The sequence below is a fragment of the Pseudomonas sp. GW821-FHT03C07 genome, from assembly GCF_059420925.1.
This window is the reverse complement of the sequence record NZ_JBWKUQ010000015.1, coordinates 94,318-107,871: the sequence shown is the minus strand read 5'-3', so window position 1 is coordinate 107,871 and position 13,554 is coordinate 94,318. Positions and strand designations below refer to the sequence as shown.

At 62.9% G+C, this 13,554-nt stretch carries 9 protein-coding genes; 4 read left to right on the top strand and 5 right to left on the bottom strand.

Annotation, left to right across the window (positions count from 1 at the left end; translation table 11 throughout):
• The first annotated feature begins 547 nt into the window (after positions 1-547).
• From AC07VG_RS24700 to AC07VG_RS24685, 4 genes are all read left to right on the top strand, one after another.
• Positions 548-2,047: a hypothetical protein gene (locus AC07VG_RS24700; protein WP_495002559.1), complete on the top strand. Its 1,500-nt coding sequence runs from the start codon at positions 548-550 to the stop codon at positions 2,045-2,047.
• Positions 2,048-2,113: 66 nt separating this feature from the next.
• Entirely contained in the window at positions 2,114-3,526 is a 1,413-nt protein-coding gene (locus tag AC07VG_RS24695) for an aminotransferase-like domain-containing protein (protein WP_495002616.1), read from the top strand.
• A gap of 92 nt (positions 3,527-3,618) precedes the next feature.
• A complete protein-coding gene (locus tag AC07VG_RS24690; protein ID WP_495022038.1) occupies positions 3,619-5,268 on the top strand; it encodes a VRR-NUC domain-containing protein in 1,650 nt (549 codons plus the stop codon).
• Entirely contained in the window at positions 5,265-7,514 is a 2,250-nt protein-coding gene (locus AC07VG_RS24685; RefSeq protein ID WP_495002561.1) for an ATP-dependent DNA helicase, read from the top strand. Before AC07VG_RS24690 ends, AC07VG_RS24685 begins: the two co-directional genes overlap by 4 nt.
• Here the strand turns inward: AC07VG_RS24685 and AC07VG_RS24680 are convergent.
• Genes AC07VG_RS24680 through dxs form a run of 5 tightly spaced genes read right to left on the bottom strand, consistent with a single transcriptional unit; the run spans position 7,488 to position 13,554 of the window.
• The gene (locus AC07VG_RS24680; RefSeq protein ID WP_495002562.1) at positions 7,488-8,663 is read right to left on the bottom strand and encodes a 1-deoxy-D-xylulose-5-phosphate reductoisomerase; all 1,176 of its coding nucleotides are present in this window, start codon (positions 8,661-8,663) and stop codon (positions 7,488-7,490) included. The genes AC07VG_RS24685 and AC07VG_RS24680 overlap by 27 nt on opposite strands.
• Positions 8,664-8,675: 12 nt before the next feature.
• Positions 8,676-9,980, bottom strand: coding sequence for a flavodoxin-dependent (E)-4-hydroxy-3-methylbut-2-enyl-diphosphate synthase (gene ispG, locus AC07VG_RS24675; RefSeq protein ID WP_495022037.1), 1,305 nt, complete (start codon positions 9,978-9,980; stop codon positions 8,676-8,678).
• On the bottom strand, positions 9,977-10,663 hold the full coding sequence (locus AC07VG_RS24670) for a terpene synthase family protein (RefSeq protein ID WP_495002564.1): 687 nt from the start codon (positions 10,661-10,663) through the stop codon (positions 9,977-9,979). Before AC07VG_RS24670 ends, ispG begins: the two co-directional genes overlap by 4 nt.
• 27 nt (positions 10,664-10,690) lie before the next feature.
• Entirely contained in the window at positions 10,691-11,623 is a 933-nt protein-coding gene (gene ispH, locus AC07VG_RS24665; RefSeq protein ID WP_495002565.1) for a 4-hydroxy-3-methylbut-2-enyl diphosphate reductase, read from the bottom strand.
• Entirely contained in the window at positions 11,620-13,554 is a 1,935-nt protein-coding gene (dxs, locus tag AC07VG_RS24660; protein ID WP_495022036.1) for a 1-deoxy-D-xylulose-5-phosphate synthase, read from the bottom strand. The genes ispH and dxs overlap by 4 nt, the downstream gene beginning before the upstream one ends.

Genomic DNA, 13,554 nt, shown 5'->3' with positions numbered 1-13,554 from the left:
GTTTTAACAACTTTCCGGGCTTTTTACTCGCGCCGAAGTATGCCATCAACTGAACCGGTTTTTCGCCAAATTCTGTATCTGTTAATCGTCGGGTAAGTGCTGATAATTGAAAGGGTCACTTACCGCTCAAGGAATGAGTTATGGTTCACGATCAGCTGCTGTATCGGAGTCTCGTTGTTTTTCGAAGTTTCAGGTCGAACCCTCCTGGACCCAACGCCTGGAATATCTTGCTTTCAGTGCGTCGGGCGAAGACTGCCTCCTTATGTCGTTAATTTCTTGTGGGTAGTTAATAGTTGTAGGTCATTGTAAGAATATTCCTAAGATATTTTTATTGGTACGCAGACTCCCAGCGCTAACTGGCAATCAGTGACGTCGGTCATGCTCGAAAGCTCTTGCCGTGGGTGTTTCAGGCCTGTGCAATACTTCGGGTGTTGCTTGTCCGCATCAGGGTTACAGGGGACAGGCAATCTTCCGTACGATCCAGTGACTGCCGGTAATGCGAGCGCTGTTTGCCCGACACTGAACTCAATCCAGGTGTATAAAGGCTATGAGCTCCATTCATGAGCAGGCAATGAATTATGTTTATCAGCAAGTGTTGCAGCGTCTGATGAGTTACTTCACGCGCGCTGAACGTATTGCTTTACAGTTGTTGATTCAACGTCTGATCGTAGCGGCGGGCGGTATAGAGCGTATTGGTGAATTCAAGGTCATGGTGGCCCACGGTGGCGGCAAGGACAGCAGTTACACACTGGCGTTCCTGCGGGCGGCGCAGTTGAGTATTGCCGGGCGTTCGCCGGCGACCTTCAACTTGCGAGTCGCCACCTTGCGCCATGCCGGGGTCACCGCCACGGTCATGCACAATATCCATCGCAGCTACAGCGCCTTGTTCGTCTATGACGATCCCCGGGTCGAGCTGTTGATGGTGGACAACAAGCATGTCCGGCCCTTCAATCATCGCCTGCCGATGTCCGAACTCAATCGTGAGATCAACCGCCGCAACCTGCTGGTGAGCGGCCATCTGACCGCGGGCGATGGGCGGGCGACCTTCTGCAATGGCTGCTACCTGTCCATGGCCGATTTCTACGAGCGCTCCAGCGCCTGGGACAAAGGCGTCGATGCCCTGGTCAGCGGCGAGTCGCCGCGGGAGCAGAAGCAGTACATGACCTGGCTGTTGCGGGCAACCGAGAAGCCCGAGCGGGCCTGGGTCGGCGGGCGGGCGCTGGAGTTCGACGAGGCGGTGAAAACCTGCCACGACCTCGGCCTGGATTACTACCGTGAGCTGTATGGCGAGGCCCTGGTGGAGCCCGAGGGCCCGGCTATCAGTCGCTCCAGCCGGGCCACGGCGCCGATGCTGGTCAGCGTCTACGACCTAGTCGGTCGCGACATCGAGGAGCGCTGGCCACTGCTGACCGAGTTTCTCGGCTTCCAGTTCGATGACCTGGCCTTTCACTTCAGCGAGTCCGATTGCGCCAATCCCTTGCTGATGGCCCATATGCGCGGCCTGCAGGCGCAATACGTCAGGGGTCTGAGCTATGAGGCCGGCATCGGCGAGTACCTGCAGTTGGCCGACGCCATGATGCGCCGCAAGCACATGCCGGCGCGGCTGGTGGAGCAGGCCATGGGCGCTTATGACAGCGCTGAGAAGATCCTCGATCGACGGGCACTGGCCAGTGCCTACGCGCATGAGGCCTTTGGCCTGAGCGAGGCCCAACTGACGTGTTTGTTGTTCGCGCCCTTCGTCAACCGTGGCAACGGGCTCGAGTCGTTCCTGCGTGGCTGTCACCCCGGCATGCTGGTGGCCCTGCCGGACCTGCACAAGGCCCTCGCCGGGCAGGTGGTGCCCGAGCAGATCTGGCAATGGCTGAGCGAAGTCAGCGGCCTGACCCCGGCGTTGCTGGGGGATCTCTACACCAAGGCCCAGGTGGACTTCTCCGGCGTCAGTTCGCTGATTGCCCGGGTCCGCGCCAGCGATCCGGACAAGCACCGTATCGACATCGTCAATCCCGACAACGGTGAAGTGTTCAAAGAAGTCTTGTCGGGACGTTAAAAAGGATTGGTATTGATAGTTTCAGACATTCCCCAACCGGGCGCGGATTCGTCCGCGCCCCAAGACCTGACTCAAGCGGCGCCCGACAAGGGCCGCAAACACTCGGATTTTGCTTACCAGGCGGTCTATCGTTATCTGGTCAGCCTGATCAACGAGGTCGAGACCGATGCCCGGGTCAAGCTGCCATCCCTGCGCCAGCTGGCCGAGCGCCTGAATGTTTCGATCTCGACCATCCAGTACGCTTACTCCCTGTTGGAAAAGGAGGGGCGGGTGTACTCGCTGGCCAAGTCGGGCTATTACGCGCTGCCGGTCTCCGGCGCCTCGTTCGTCAGTGGTAGCGCCGATGTGCTGGAGCGCCTGTATGTGCATTCGCGGCGTCCCGGCACCCTGGTGCTGAGCAGTGATGAACCGGCGCTGCTGCTGTCGCTGGACAATCCGCTGCTGTTGCTCGAACGCGAGTTGGTGCGCCAGTACCCGCGCCAGCAGGCGCCACAGTTTCAGCCCTTCGGCGAGCTGGAGCTGCGCACCGCCCTGGCCGTGCGCTACACCACCTCGGCCCAGCGCTATTGGCATGCCGACGATGTCTACATCGGTGCGGACCTGCGCAGCGTGCTGGAAACCCTGATGGCCGCGTTGAGCCTGAAACAGGCGACGGTCCTGGTGGAGTCGCCCTGCGACTGGGTGATTCTGCGCCTGTTGCAGGCCGGTGGGGTCAATATCATCGAGCTGCCACTGCAGGACGACGGTGGCTTCGACCTGGCGGCCCTCGAGCACTTGCTGCAGACCCGGCCGGTCAAATTGCTGCTGATGTCTTCCGGGTTCAGTGTGCCCCGTGGCAGCTTGATACCTTTGGCGCAGCGCGAGCAGCTGGCGCGGTTGCTGGAGCGTTTCGGCATCTGGTTGCTGGAAAACGACAGCCATGGCGAGTTCGCCTTCGAATTCAGCGGCCCGCGGATGCGCGACCTGGTGGACCCGGATCGCCTGCTGGTGTTTGCCAGCTTCGAGCGGATCATGGGCGCCGAAGCGCCTTTCGGCTATCTGCTCTCCCGGCACCTGGGGGCGGAGCTGCAGCGGCATTTCCTGTTGCGCTCGTTCCGCATGTCGCCGACCCGACAGAAGGCGATTGCCCGGCTCTACAGCAGCGGTCGGATCGACCAGCACCTGCTGACCTTGCGCCGTCTGTTGCAGGAGCGCATGGCCCATATGAGCGGCCTGTTGCACGAGCGTCTGGCCGACAGCCTGGCCTTCGTGCCGCCGCAGGGCGGGGCGACGATCTGGGCCCAGGCGACTCGGCCGGTGGACATGCGCAAGGTGTTCGAACGCTTGCTGGAGCAGAAAATCGTCTTCGCCCCCGGCGAGTTGTTCAGCCTGCATGGCCTGCATCAGCAGCACTTGCGCCTGTGCAGCACTTCCCATCGGCATCTGGACCAGGCCTTGGGCGTCCTGGCCGATGCCCTGCGCCTTGAACAGCTCGACTGAGACGCCCTTGGTCCGTTTGTATTTGCCAGGGGCGGGATGGCCTGTTATCTGTATGCATAACCAGCATTCGATAACCTTGGTCTTCCCCGCCTGTGACAACCCAGCCCCTCGACGATCCGTTCTACTACCTGAACAACTTCCAGCAAGTGCTCGACTGGTTGGCCGAGCGTTATGCCGACCTGCTGAACGCCCAGGAACACGCTTTTATCGCAGACTTCGCCCGCTTGCCCAAGGCCTCCCGGGCCCTGCTGGTGCGGATGGTGATGCGCAAGGGCGAACATTTCCGGGCCGGCAAGCTGAACTATGCCGAAATCGGCGATCCTGAGCCGGCGGCGCTGCCATTGTTGGCCCTGGGCTGGCTGCGCGATGATGCGCTGCTGAGCCTGGCGCAGTTGTTCGCGGTCCTGCAAAAGGCCGAGGTGGTGAGCAGTTTCAAGGCCGATATCACCCAGCCCAGGGCCAACAAGCCCGAGCTTTATGCGGAGCTGGCCCTGCGCTTCGACGAGAGCCGGTCGTTCGCCCAATGGTGCCCAAGCCTTCCCGAGCCGCTTTACAGCCTGCAGGTGATGCCGCTGTGCGACCGCCTGAGACTGATGTTTTTCGGCAACCTGTACCAGGACTGGTCCGAATTCGTGCTGGCGGACCTGGGCATCTTCAGCTACGAAAAGGTCGAACTCCACGCATCGTCCCGCGGCCTGCGCAGCCGCGCCGACCTCGATGGCTACCTGCATTTGCAGGCTGCTCGCGAAGCCCTTGAGGCGGGTGAGGAACCTGGCCTGATACACCAGCACGTCAACCGGTTGGACACCGACAACCCCTGGCTGGAACGGCGTCGGGGCAAACTGCTGTTCCAGATCGGACAACAGAGCGAGCGCTTGCAGGACTGGCCCGGCGCACTGGCGATCTATAGCGGCTGCAGCCACCCGCCAGCGCGCCAGCGGCGCATCCGCGTGCTCGAACGCCTCGGCGAGTTCCAGCTTGCCCTGGACCTGGCGTTGCAGGCACAGGACGCGCCCCACAGCGCCGAAGAACAACAGCATCTGCTGCGTATCCTGCCCCGGTTGCGGCGCAGGCTCGGGTTGCCGGCGACTGCCCCGACGGCGCCGGTGGCGATTACCCGACTGGACCTGGTACTGGCCAACGATCCGGCCCTGTCCGTCGAGGAAGGCGTCGCCCGCCACCTGCACCAGCCGCAGGCCCCGGTGCACTATGTGGAAAACACCCTGATCAACTCGTTGTTCGGCCTGTTGTGCTGGCCGGCGATCTTCGCGCCATTGCCGGGGGCGTTTTTCCACCCGTTCCAGAGCGGCCCGGCGGACCTGCATGAGGAAGATTTCCACGCTCGCCGCGCCGAGCTGTTCGCCGAGTGCCTGGGGCAACTGGAGGACGGCCGCTACCAGGACAGCATGCGCGCCACCTTCAGTGCCAAATGGGGTCTGCAGTCACCCTTTGTGTTCTGGAACGTACTGACCCCGGAGTTGCTCGAACAGGCCCTCGACTGTCTGCCCGCCGCACATCTGAAACACTGGTTCGAACGCCTGCTGCTGGATATCCGCGCCAACCGCGCCGGCATGCCCGACCTGATCCAGTTCCACCCGGCTGAAAAAAGCTACCGGATGATCGAAGTCAAAGGCCCCGGTGACCGCTTGCAGGACAACCAGTTGCGTTGGCTGGAGTTCTGCCGGCAGCACGGGATGCCGATTGCCGTCTGCTACGTGCAATGGGCAGCGGAGGACCTTTGACCTACCGCGTTGCCGTGCGCGCCCTGTGCGAGTTCACCGCCAAGGTCGGCGACCTGGACCTGCGCTTCACGCCGTCGCCCAGTGCCCAGGAGGGCATGCTCGGGCATCGCACCGTGGCGTCGCGGCGTGCCGAGGGTTATCAAGCGGAACTGCCGGTGGAAGGCTATTACCGCCACCTCAAGGTCCAGGGCAGGGCGGATGGTTATGATCCGCGGCAGAACCTGCTCGAGGAAATCAAGACCTACCGGGGTGACCTCGCCGCGCAGCCGGCCAATCACCGGCAACTGCACTGGGCCCAGGCGCGGATCTACGCCTGGCTGGTCTGTCAGCAGTTACAGCTGGCGGAAATGAACCTGGCGTTGGTCTATTTCGATATCGTCAGCGAAAAGGAAAGCGTGCTGCGGGAAACCTGGCGCGCCGTGGATCTTGAGGCGTTCTTCGTGCAACAGTGCGAACGCTTCCTGCACTGGGCCGAGCAAGAGACCGGCCATCGCCAGGCTCGCGACCAGGCGGCCCGGGACCTGGCCTTTCCCCACGAAGACTTTCGCCCCGGCCAACGGGCCCTGGCCGAGACGGTGTACAAGGCTGTCAGCACCGGGCGTTGCCTGATGGCCCAGGCGCCGACCGGGATCGGCAAGACCCTCGGCACGCTGTTTCCGATGCTCAAGGCCCTGGCACCGCAGCAACTGGACAAGGTGTTTTTCCTCACGGCCAAGACTCCGGGCCGCCAGTTGGCCCTCGGCGCGGCGCAGGTGCTCTACGAACGCTCACCTGATCTGCCGTTGCGGGTGCTGGAACTGGTCGCCCGGGACAAAGCCTGCGAACACCCGGACAAGGCCTGTCACGGCGAGTCCTGCCCCCTGGCCCGAGGGTTTTATGATCGCCTGCCCGCGGCGCGCCAGGCTGCGGTCGGCGTGCCCTTGCTCAACCAGCAGGCGCTGCGGAGCATCGCCCTGGCGCATGCAATCTGCCCCTATTACCTGAGCCAGGAAATGGCGCGCTGGAGCGATTGGGTCGTCGCCGACTATAACTACTACTTCGACTTCAGCGCCTTGCTGTTCGGGCTGGCCCAGGCCAACCAGTGGCGGGTCGCGACGCTGGTGGACGAAGCCCACAACCTGGTGGAACGCGGGCGCCAGATGTACAGCGCGAGTCTCGACCAGCAGGTCCTGAACAGCGTCCGGCGCAGTGTGCCCGAAGCCTTGAAAAAGTCGTTGCAGCGCTTGAACCGTGAGTGGAATGCCCTGCACAAGGAGCAGGTCGGTCCTTATCAGGCTTATGCGCAGGCTCCGGCCAAGTTGCTGAATGCTATTGGCCTGTGCGTGTCAGCCATCGGCGACTACCTCAATGAACATCCGCAAGACGTCGATGCTGAGCTCCAGGGCTTCTACTTCGAGCTCCTGCAGTTTTCCCGGGTGGGTGAACTGTTCGACGAGCATTACCTGTTCGATATCAGCCTGCGGGAGAGCGGCCAGCGCCGCAGCTCGCAGCTGTGCCTGCGCAATGTGGTGCCCGCCGGTTTTCTGCGTCCGCGGCTGAAGGCGGCGCGCAGCAGCGTACTGTTTTCCGCGACCTTGAGTCCCCGGCACTACTACACTGATTTGCTGGGCCTGCCAGCGGACACCGCGTGGATCGATGTCGAGTCGCCGTTCAAGCGCGAGCAACTGGACCTGCGGATCATCAGCCGGATCTCCACCCGCTACCTCCATCGCCAGGCCTCGCTGGCCCCCATCGTCGAGCTGCTGGCCGAACAGTTCGGCGAATGCCCCGGCAACTACCTGGCATTTTTCAGCAGCTTCGACTATTTGCAGCAAGTGGCGCAGTTGCTGGCCGAGATCCATCCACAGATCCCACTCTGGCAACAATCGCGGCGCATGGAGGAAAGCCAGCGCCAGGCCTTTCTCGAGCAGTTCACCGAACACAGCCAGGGCATTGGCTTCGCGGTCCTTGGCGGGGCCTTTGGCGAGGGCATCGACTTACCCGGGCAACGGCTGATCGGCGCGTTTATCGCGACCCTGGGCTTGCCGCAACTGAACCCGGTCAATGAACAGATCAAACAACGGATGGCGGCCTTGTTCGGTGCCGGGTACGACTACACCTACCTGTACCCGGGTGTGCAGAAAGTCGTGCAGGCGGCTGGACGGGTGATCCGCAGCGAGCAGGATCGCGGCGTGGTGCTGTTGATCGATGATCGTTTTGCCGAGGCCAAGGTCCGGCAGCTATTGCCACGGTGGTGGCAGGCCTGACAACTGCGTCGCCCTGGCGCGTGCGCGCCGGTCGGTGTCCTCGATTGCCGCAAGGCTGTCAATGGCCACCGCAGGAGTCTGTTCCAGGGTTTCAGCAACGACGCGGGCGATATCGCTGAACTTCAACGCACCGGCCAGAAAGGCCGCCACCGCCACTTCATTGGCCGCATTGAGCACCACGCTTAGCTCGCAACCGCCGTGTGCCACGTCCAGGGCCAGGCGCAGGCAGGGGAAACGCAGCAGGTCCGGCGGGGAAAACGCCAATGGCTCACAGCGCGTCAGGTCCAGTGGCACGACCCCGGAGTCCATCCGTTGCGGGTAGGCCAGGGCCTGGGCGATCGGTGTGCGCATATCGGGATTGCCCAGTTGCGCCAGGACCGACTGATCGGCGTAAACCACCATCGAGTGCACGATGCTTTGCGGATGAATCAGCACCTCGATCCGTTCCGACGGCATCTCGAACAACCAGTGCGCCTCGATCAGCTCCAGGCCCTTGTTCATCAGGCTGGCGCAGTCCACCGAGATCTTGCGGCCCATGCGCCATTTCGGGTGGGCACAGGCCTGGTCGGGGGTGACGTTGCCCAGGGTTTCCAGCGCACGGGTCAGGAACGGGCCGCCGGAGGCTGTCAGGATCAGGCGTTCGGGACGGGCCTCGGGGTGAGTCGACAGGCATTGGAAAATCGCATTGTGTTCGCTGTCGACTGGCAGTAACTGTGCCTGGGACGTGGCGATACAGCCCATAAACAGCGAGCCGGACATCACCAACGCTTCCTTGTTGGCCAGCAGAATGCGCTTGCCGGCTTTTGCCGCGGCCAATGTCGAGGCCAGCCCGGCGCCACCGACAATCGCCGCGACCACGGTATCGCATTCGCTGGCACAGGCTACGGTCACCAGTGCTTGCGGGCCATGCAGCACTTCGGTGTGCTGGCCAAGCGTCTTCAGCCGGTCCGCCAAGCGTGCCGCCCCCTCGGCATCGGCGACCACCGCCACTGCGGGTTGGAAGGCCAGGCATTGGCGGTACAGCTTGTCGATATTCTGATGCGCGGTCAGGGCGAACACGGAAAAACGCTCGGGATGCCGCGCGACCAGGTCCAGGGTGCTGTCACCGATAGAACCGGTGGCCCCGAGCAGGGTCAGGCGCTGATGCATGGTCGGACTCCTTTATGGGGTGTCACGGGCAATCAACTCACGGGGATGGGCGGTGAATGGGCTGACCATCCGCGCCAGTTGCTCGCGGGCACCGGCGTCTCCACCGTAACGGGCCGTGACATAGGCCTGGAGCAATCGGGTGAAGTCATCGGCTATGGTGCCGCCCTTGAGGGTCAGTACCCGTTCGCCGTCCATATACACCGGCGCCGACGGGTGCTCGCCGGCGCCGGGCAGGGAAATGCCGATGTCCGCCAGGCGACTTTCCCCCGGGCCGTTGACCACGCAGCCCATGACCGCCACCTGCAGTTGTTCGACACCGCTGAAACGGCTTTTCCAGATGGGCATCTGCTCGCGCAGGTAGTCCTCGATCTGTTGCGCCAGTTCCTGGAACAAACGGCTGCTGGTGCGCCCGCAACCGGGGCAGGCCACCACCGTGGGGCTGAACGCCCGCAGGCCCATGGTCTGCAGGATCTGCTGGGCCACCAGCACCTCGCGGCTGCGCTCGCCGCCAGGTTCGGGGGTAAGGGAGATGCGCAGGGTGTCGCCGATACCTTCCTGCAACAACACCGCCAGGGCGGTGGCGGAGGCGACGATACCTTTTGAGCCCATGCCGGCTTCGGTCAGGCCCAGATGCAACGGGAAGTCGCAACGCGCGGCGAGGTCACGGTACACGGCAATCAGGTCCTGAACGTGACTGACCTTGGCCGACAACACGATCCGCTCTGCCGGCAGGCCGACTTCGATGGCCCGTTGCGCATTCTCCAGTGCCGACACCACCAGGGTTTCGCGCATCACCGCATCGGCCGCCAGCGGTACGGCCAATGCTGCATTGGCATCCATCATCCGCGCCAGCAGGTCCGGGTCGAGGCTGCCCCAGTTGACGCCGATGCGCACCGGTTTTTCGTAACGGCAGGCGATTTCAATCATCTCGCAGAACTGCTCGTCCCGCTTGGCGCCCTTGCCGACGTTGCCGGGGTTGATCCGGTACTTGTCCAGAGCCTGGGCGCAGTCGGGATAGGCCGCCAGCAAGCGGTGGCCGTTGAAGTGGAAGTCGCCCACCAGCGGCACGTCGATCTGCCGGGCGTCGAGCCGTTCGCGAATCTTTGCCACCTGGGACGCCGCCTCATGGCCATTGACCGTGATCCGTACCAGCTCAGCGCCGGCCAGGGCCAATTGCTCGACCTGGGTCGCGGTGGCCAGGGCGTCGGCGGTATCGGTGTTGGTCATGGCCTGGACCACGATGGGGCTGGCGCTGCCCAGCGTCACGGCACCGATCAGCACCTGCCGGGTTTGGCGACGGGGAATGGGCGTGTTCATCGGTTGCCCCCTTGCCAGGTATGGCTATCGATGTAGCGTGGCGCACGCAATGACCAGTCGAGATTGCCGCTCATCCAGCTTTCCAACAGGCGGATATAGCGCTCAATCGCGATTCTTTGCGCGTGTGGATACTGCTGGCGCTCAATGAACAGGGGCAGTCTTTCTCGCGCCTGTTCGAAGGCATGCACACGGGAGTTCAACAAGTTATTGACGAATGCCATGGCTTCGCGCAGTGACAGGCCCAGATGGTGTTGGCAAACGACCACGTAGTTGCTTATTTCGTCGTAATGGGTTTCTTTGCCATAGGACAACAGGTCGTTTACCAACACCACCACGTCACTGGCAGTGTCCCGCAGGACCTGGAAGGGCCAGCTGTGACAGAACGCTTCAGGCAGCTCGGCATGGCCGGCGGATTCGCCGGCGCTGAACATCAACTGGGTGGCGCCGGTATAGCGACGTACCTCGGCGAAAGCCAGCAGATCCAACTCGCGGGCCTGCACCTCGGGATAGGCCCTGGAAGCCAGCTCGAAGAACCGGGCTGACTCAAACGCATGGCGCGCTTGGCTGTCGACCAGGCCCATCGACTCCAGCCAGTTGTTGGCACCTTGGCTTGCCACGTCCTGATAGGGGTTGATCCTTGAGTCAAAGGGCAGGTGAATCGGTGGTAGATCGAATGCAGGCATGATGTCACCTCCTATAAGCCTGGTTGTTTAACGACTGCGGGCGATCAGCCCGCCTGGCAGATTGAACTGCACCTGTTCTTCGCGGCCCGGCAGGGTTTTGATGGTCAGTGGCGCCAGCCTCCCGAGCGCGGCAATCACCTCGTCGACCAAGGCCTCGGGTGTCGAGGCCCCGGCGGTGATTCCCAGCGTCTTGACGTTTTCGAACCATTGCCGCTCCAGCTCGCTGGCATCGGCCACCCGGTAAGCCGGCACCCCCGTGTCAGCGGCAATTGTGCGCAAGGTCACTGAATTGGCGCTGTTCGCCGCGCCCACCACCAGCACCAGGTCGACGCAGTGGCTCAAGGTGCGCAGCGCGGTCTGGCGGTTTTGCACGGCGTAGCAGATGTCGCGGGTATCCGGGCCGACGATGTCCGGGTAACGCTGTTGCAGGGCCAGGACCACGGCCTTGGTGTCATCGAGGCTGAGGGTGGTCTGGGTGATATAGGCCATCGGTGTGTTGACTGGAAACGCCAAGGCTTGCACTTGCGCCACGTCGCCGACGACGACTACCGGAGCGGGAATCTGCCCCAGGGTGCCGATCACTTCGGGATGCCCGGACTCACCGATCAAGATCACCTGATAACCTTTGGCGGCATAGTGGCGTCCCTGGTTATGCACCTTGCTGACCAACGGGCAGGTGGCGTCGAGGACTCGCAGCTGGCGTTGGCGCGCGGCGTCTTCGACGACCCGGGCAACGCCATGGGCACTGAACACCGTGACGGCATCGATCGGCACTTCGTTCAGTTCCTCGACGAAAATCGCACCCTTGGCTTTCAGGCTGTCGACCACCTGGCGGTTATGGACAATTTCGTGGCGGACATACACCGGCGCGCCGTACTGCTCCAGGGCCAGTTCGACGATATCGATCGCCCGCACCACACCGGCACAGAAGCCGCGAGGTTGGGCCAGGATGACGTTCATGGGCGGCCTCCGCTGATGGCCTGTCGGCGACTGTCGCCGCTGCGCCGGTACATCTCCTGCGCCAATGCGACTTGCCCGCAAAACACCTGGATCGAGGCGATAATCCCCTTGGCGTCCAGGCCGCAGGCACCGAGTAGTTGTTCCGGCGCGCCATGCTCGATGAACTGGTCGTCGAAACCCAGTTGCAGCACCTTGCGCGACACCAGTGCCGCGGCCAGGTGTTCGAGGCACGCGGCACCGGCGCCGCCCTTCACACAGCCTTCTTCAACCGTCACCAGCAGATCATGACTGCACGCCAGGGCTTCTATCAGGTCGACATCCAGGGGTTTGACGTAGCGCATATTGGCGACTGTCGCATCCAGTGCCTCGGCGGCCTCAAGGCTGGGCTGCAACATGGAGCCAAACGCAAGAATGGCGATTCGCAAGCCTTGCGCTTGGCTCGACTGTCGACGGATTTCGCCTCGGCCCAGGGGCAGGACATTCAGCTCGACTTGCGTCGCCGTACCGCTGCCGGCCCCGCGCGGATAACGCACTGCCACCGGTCCGTTCTGCAACAGGGCGGTGTGTAGCATCTGCCGACATTCGTTTTCGTCCGCCGGTGCCATGACGACCAGGTTGGGCACGCAGCGCAGGTAGGCGAGATCGAAGGCGCCGGTATGGGTGGCACCGTCGGCCCCGACAATGCCGGCGCGATCGATGGCCAGTACCACCGGCAGGTTCTGGATGGCGATGTCGTGGATCAGTTGGTCGTAGCCACGCTGGAGGAAGGTCGAGTAGATCGCCACCACCGGCTTCAAGCCTTCGCTGGCCAGGCCGGCGGCAAAGGTCAGGGCATGCTGTTCGGCGATCCCGACATCGAAGTAGCGATCAGGGAAGCGCTGCTCGAACTCCACCAGTCCCGAGCCCTCACGCATGGCCGGGGTAATCGCCACGACGTCGGGATTGCGTTCGGCTTCGTCGCACAGCCAGTTGCCAAAAACCTGGGTATAGGTCGGCTTGCCGGGCGCCGTGGGCAGGATGCCTTGCTCCGGATTGAATTTTCCGGGGCCGTGATACAGCACCGGATCCATGGCCGCCGGGCTATAGCCATGGCCTTTTTCGGTGATGATATGCAGCAGTTGCGGGCCACGCAGGTTTTTCAGGGACTGCAACGCCGGAATCAGCTCGTTGAGGTCATGCCCGTCGATGGGGCCGGTGTAGTTGAAACCCAGGGCCTCGAACAGGGTCGCTGACAATTTCAGCCCTTTGAGCTGCGCTTCGAAGCGCTGGGGCCACCGCCTTGGTGCTGCGTCATCGCGCAGGATGCGCTTGATAGAGGCCTCGGCGGCCGGGATACAGCGATGCGCGGTGAGTTTACCCAGGTAGTGGCGTAGCGCGCCGACGGCGGGGGAAATCGACATGTCGTTGTCGTTGAGGACCACCAGGAATGGCAGGTCCTGGTGCAGGCCGGCATTGTTCATCGCCTCGTAGGCCATGCCACCGCTCAGGGCGCCATCACCTATGACGGCGATGCCATGGCGCCGTTCACCTTTGATCCGGGCCCCGAGGGCCATGCCCAGTGCCGCGGAAATCGAAGTGCTGGAGTGGGCCGTGCCGAAGGTGTCGTACTCGGACTCCTGGCGCCGGGGAAAACCGGAGATCCCTCCCAGTTGGCGAATGCCGGCCATGGCCTCGCGGCGCCCGGTCAGGATCTTGTGCGGATAGGATTGATGCCCCACATCCCAGACGATCCGGTCATACGGGGTATCGAACACATAGTGCAGCGCGATGGCCAGCTCCACGGTGCCGAGGTTGGCCGACAGGTGCCCGCCGGTCCGTGAAACACTGTGCAGGATAAAGGCCCGCAGCTCATCGGCGACCGCCGAGAGTGCCCTGGGATGCAGTGTTCGCAAATCGACGGGGCTGTCGATGGCGTTCAGTAGCTCGAACAT

Excerpts from the sequence above, each read along its gene's own strand:
- AC07VG_RS24680 (WP_495002562.1), bottom strand. The coding sequence starts at position 8,663 with ATGCATCAGCGCCTGACCCTGCTCGGGGCCACCGGTTCTATCGGTGAC.
- AC07VG_RS24700 (WP_495002559.1), top strand. The coding sequence starts at position 548 with ATGAGCTCCATTCATGAGCAGGCAATGAATTATGTTTATCAGCAAGTG.
- ispG (WP_495022037.1), bottom strand. The coding sequence starts at position 9,980 with ATGAACACGCCCATTCCCCGTCGCCAAACCCGGCAGGTGCTGATCGGT.
- ispH (WP_495002565.1), bottom strand. The coding sequence starts at position 11,623 with ATGAACGTCATCCTGGCCCAACCTCGCGGCTTCTGTGCCGGTGTGGTG.
- dxs (WP_495022036.1), bottom strand. The coding sequence starts at position 13,554 with ATGTTCGAGCTACTGAACGCCATCGACAGCCCCGTCGATTTGCGAACA.
- AC07VG_RS24670 (WP_495002564.1), bottom strand. The coding sequence starts at position 10,663 with ATGCCTGCATTCGATCTACCACCGATTCACCTGCCCTTTGACTCAAGG.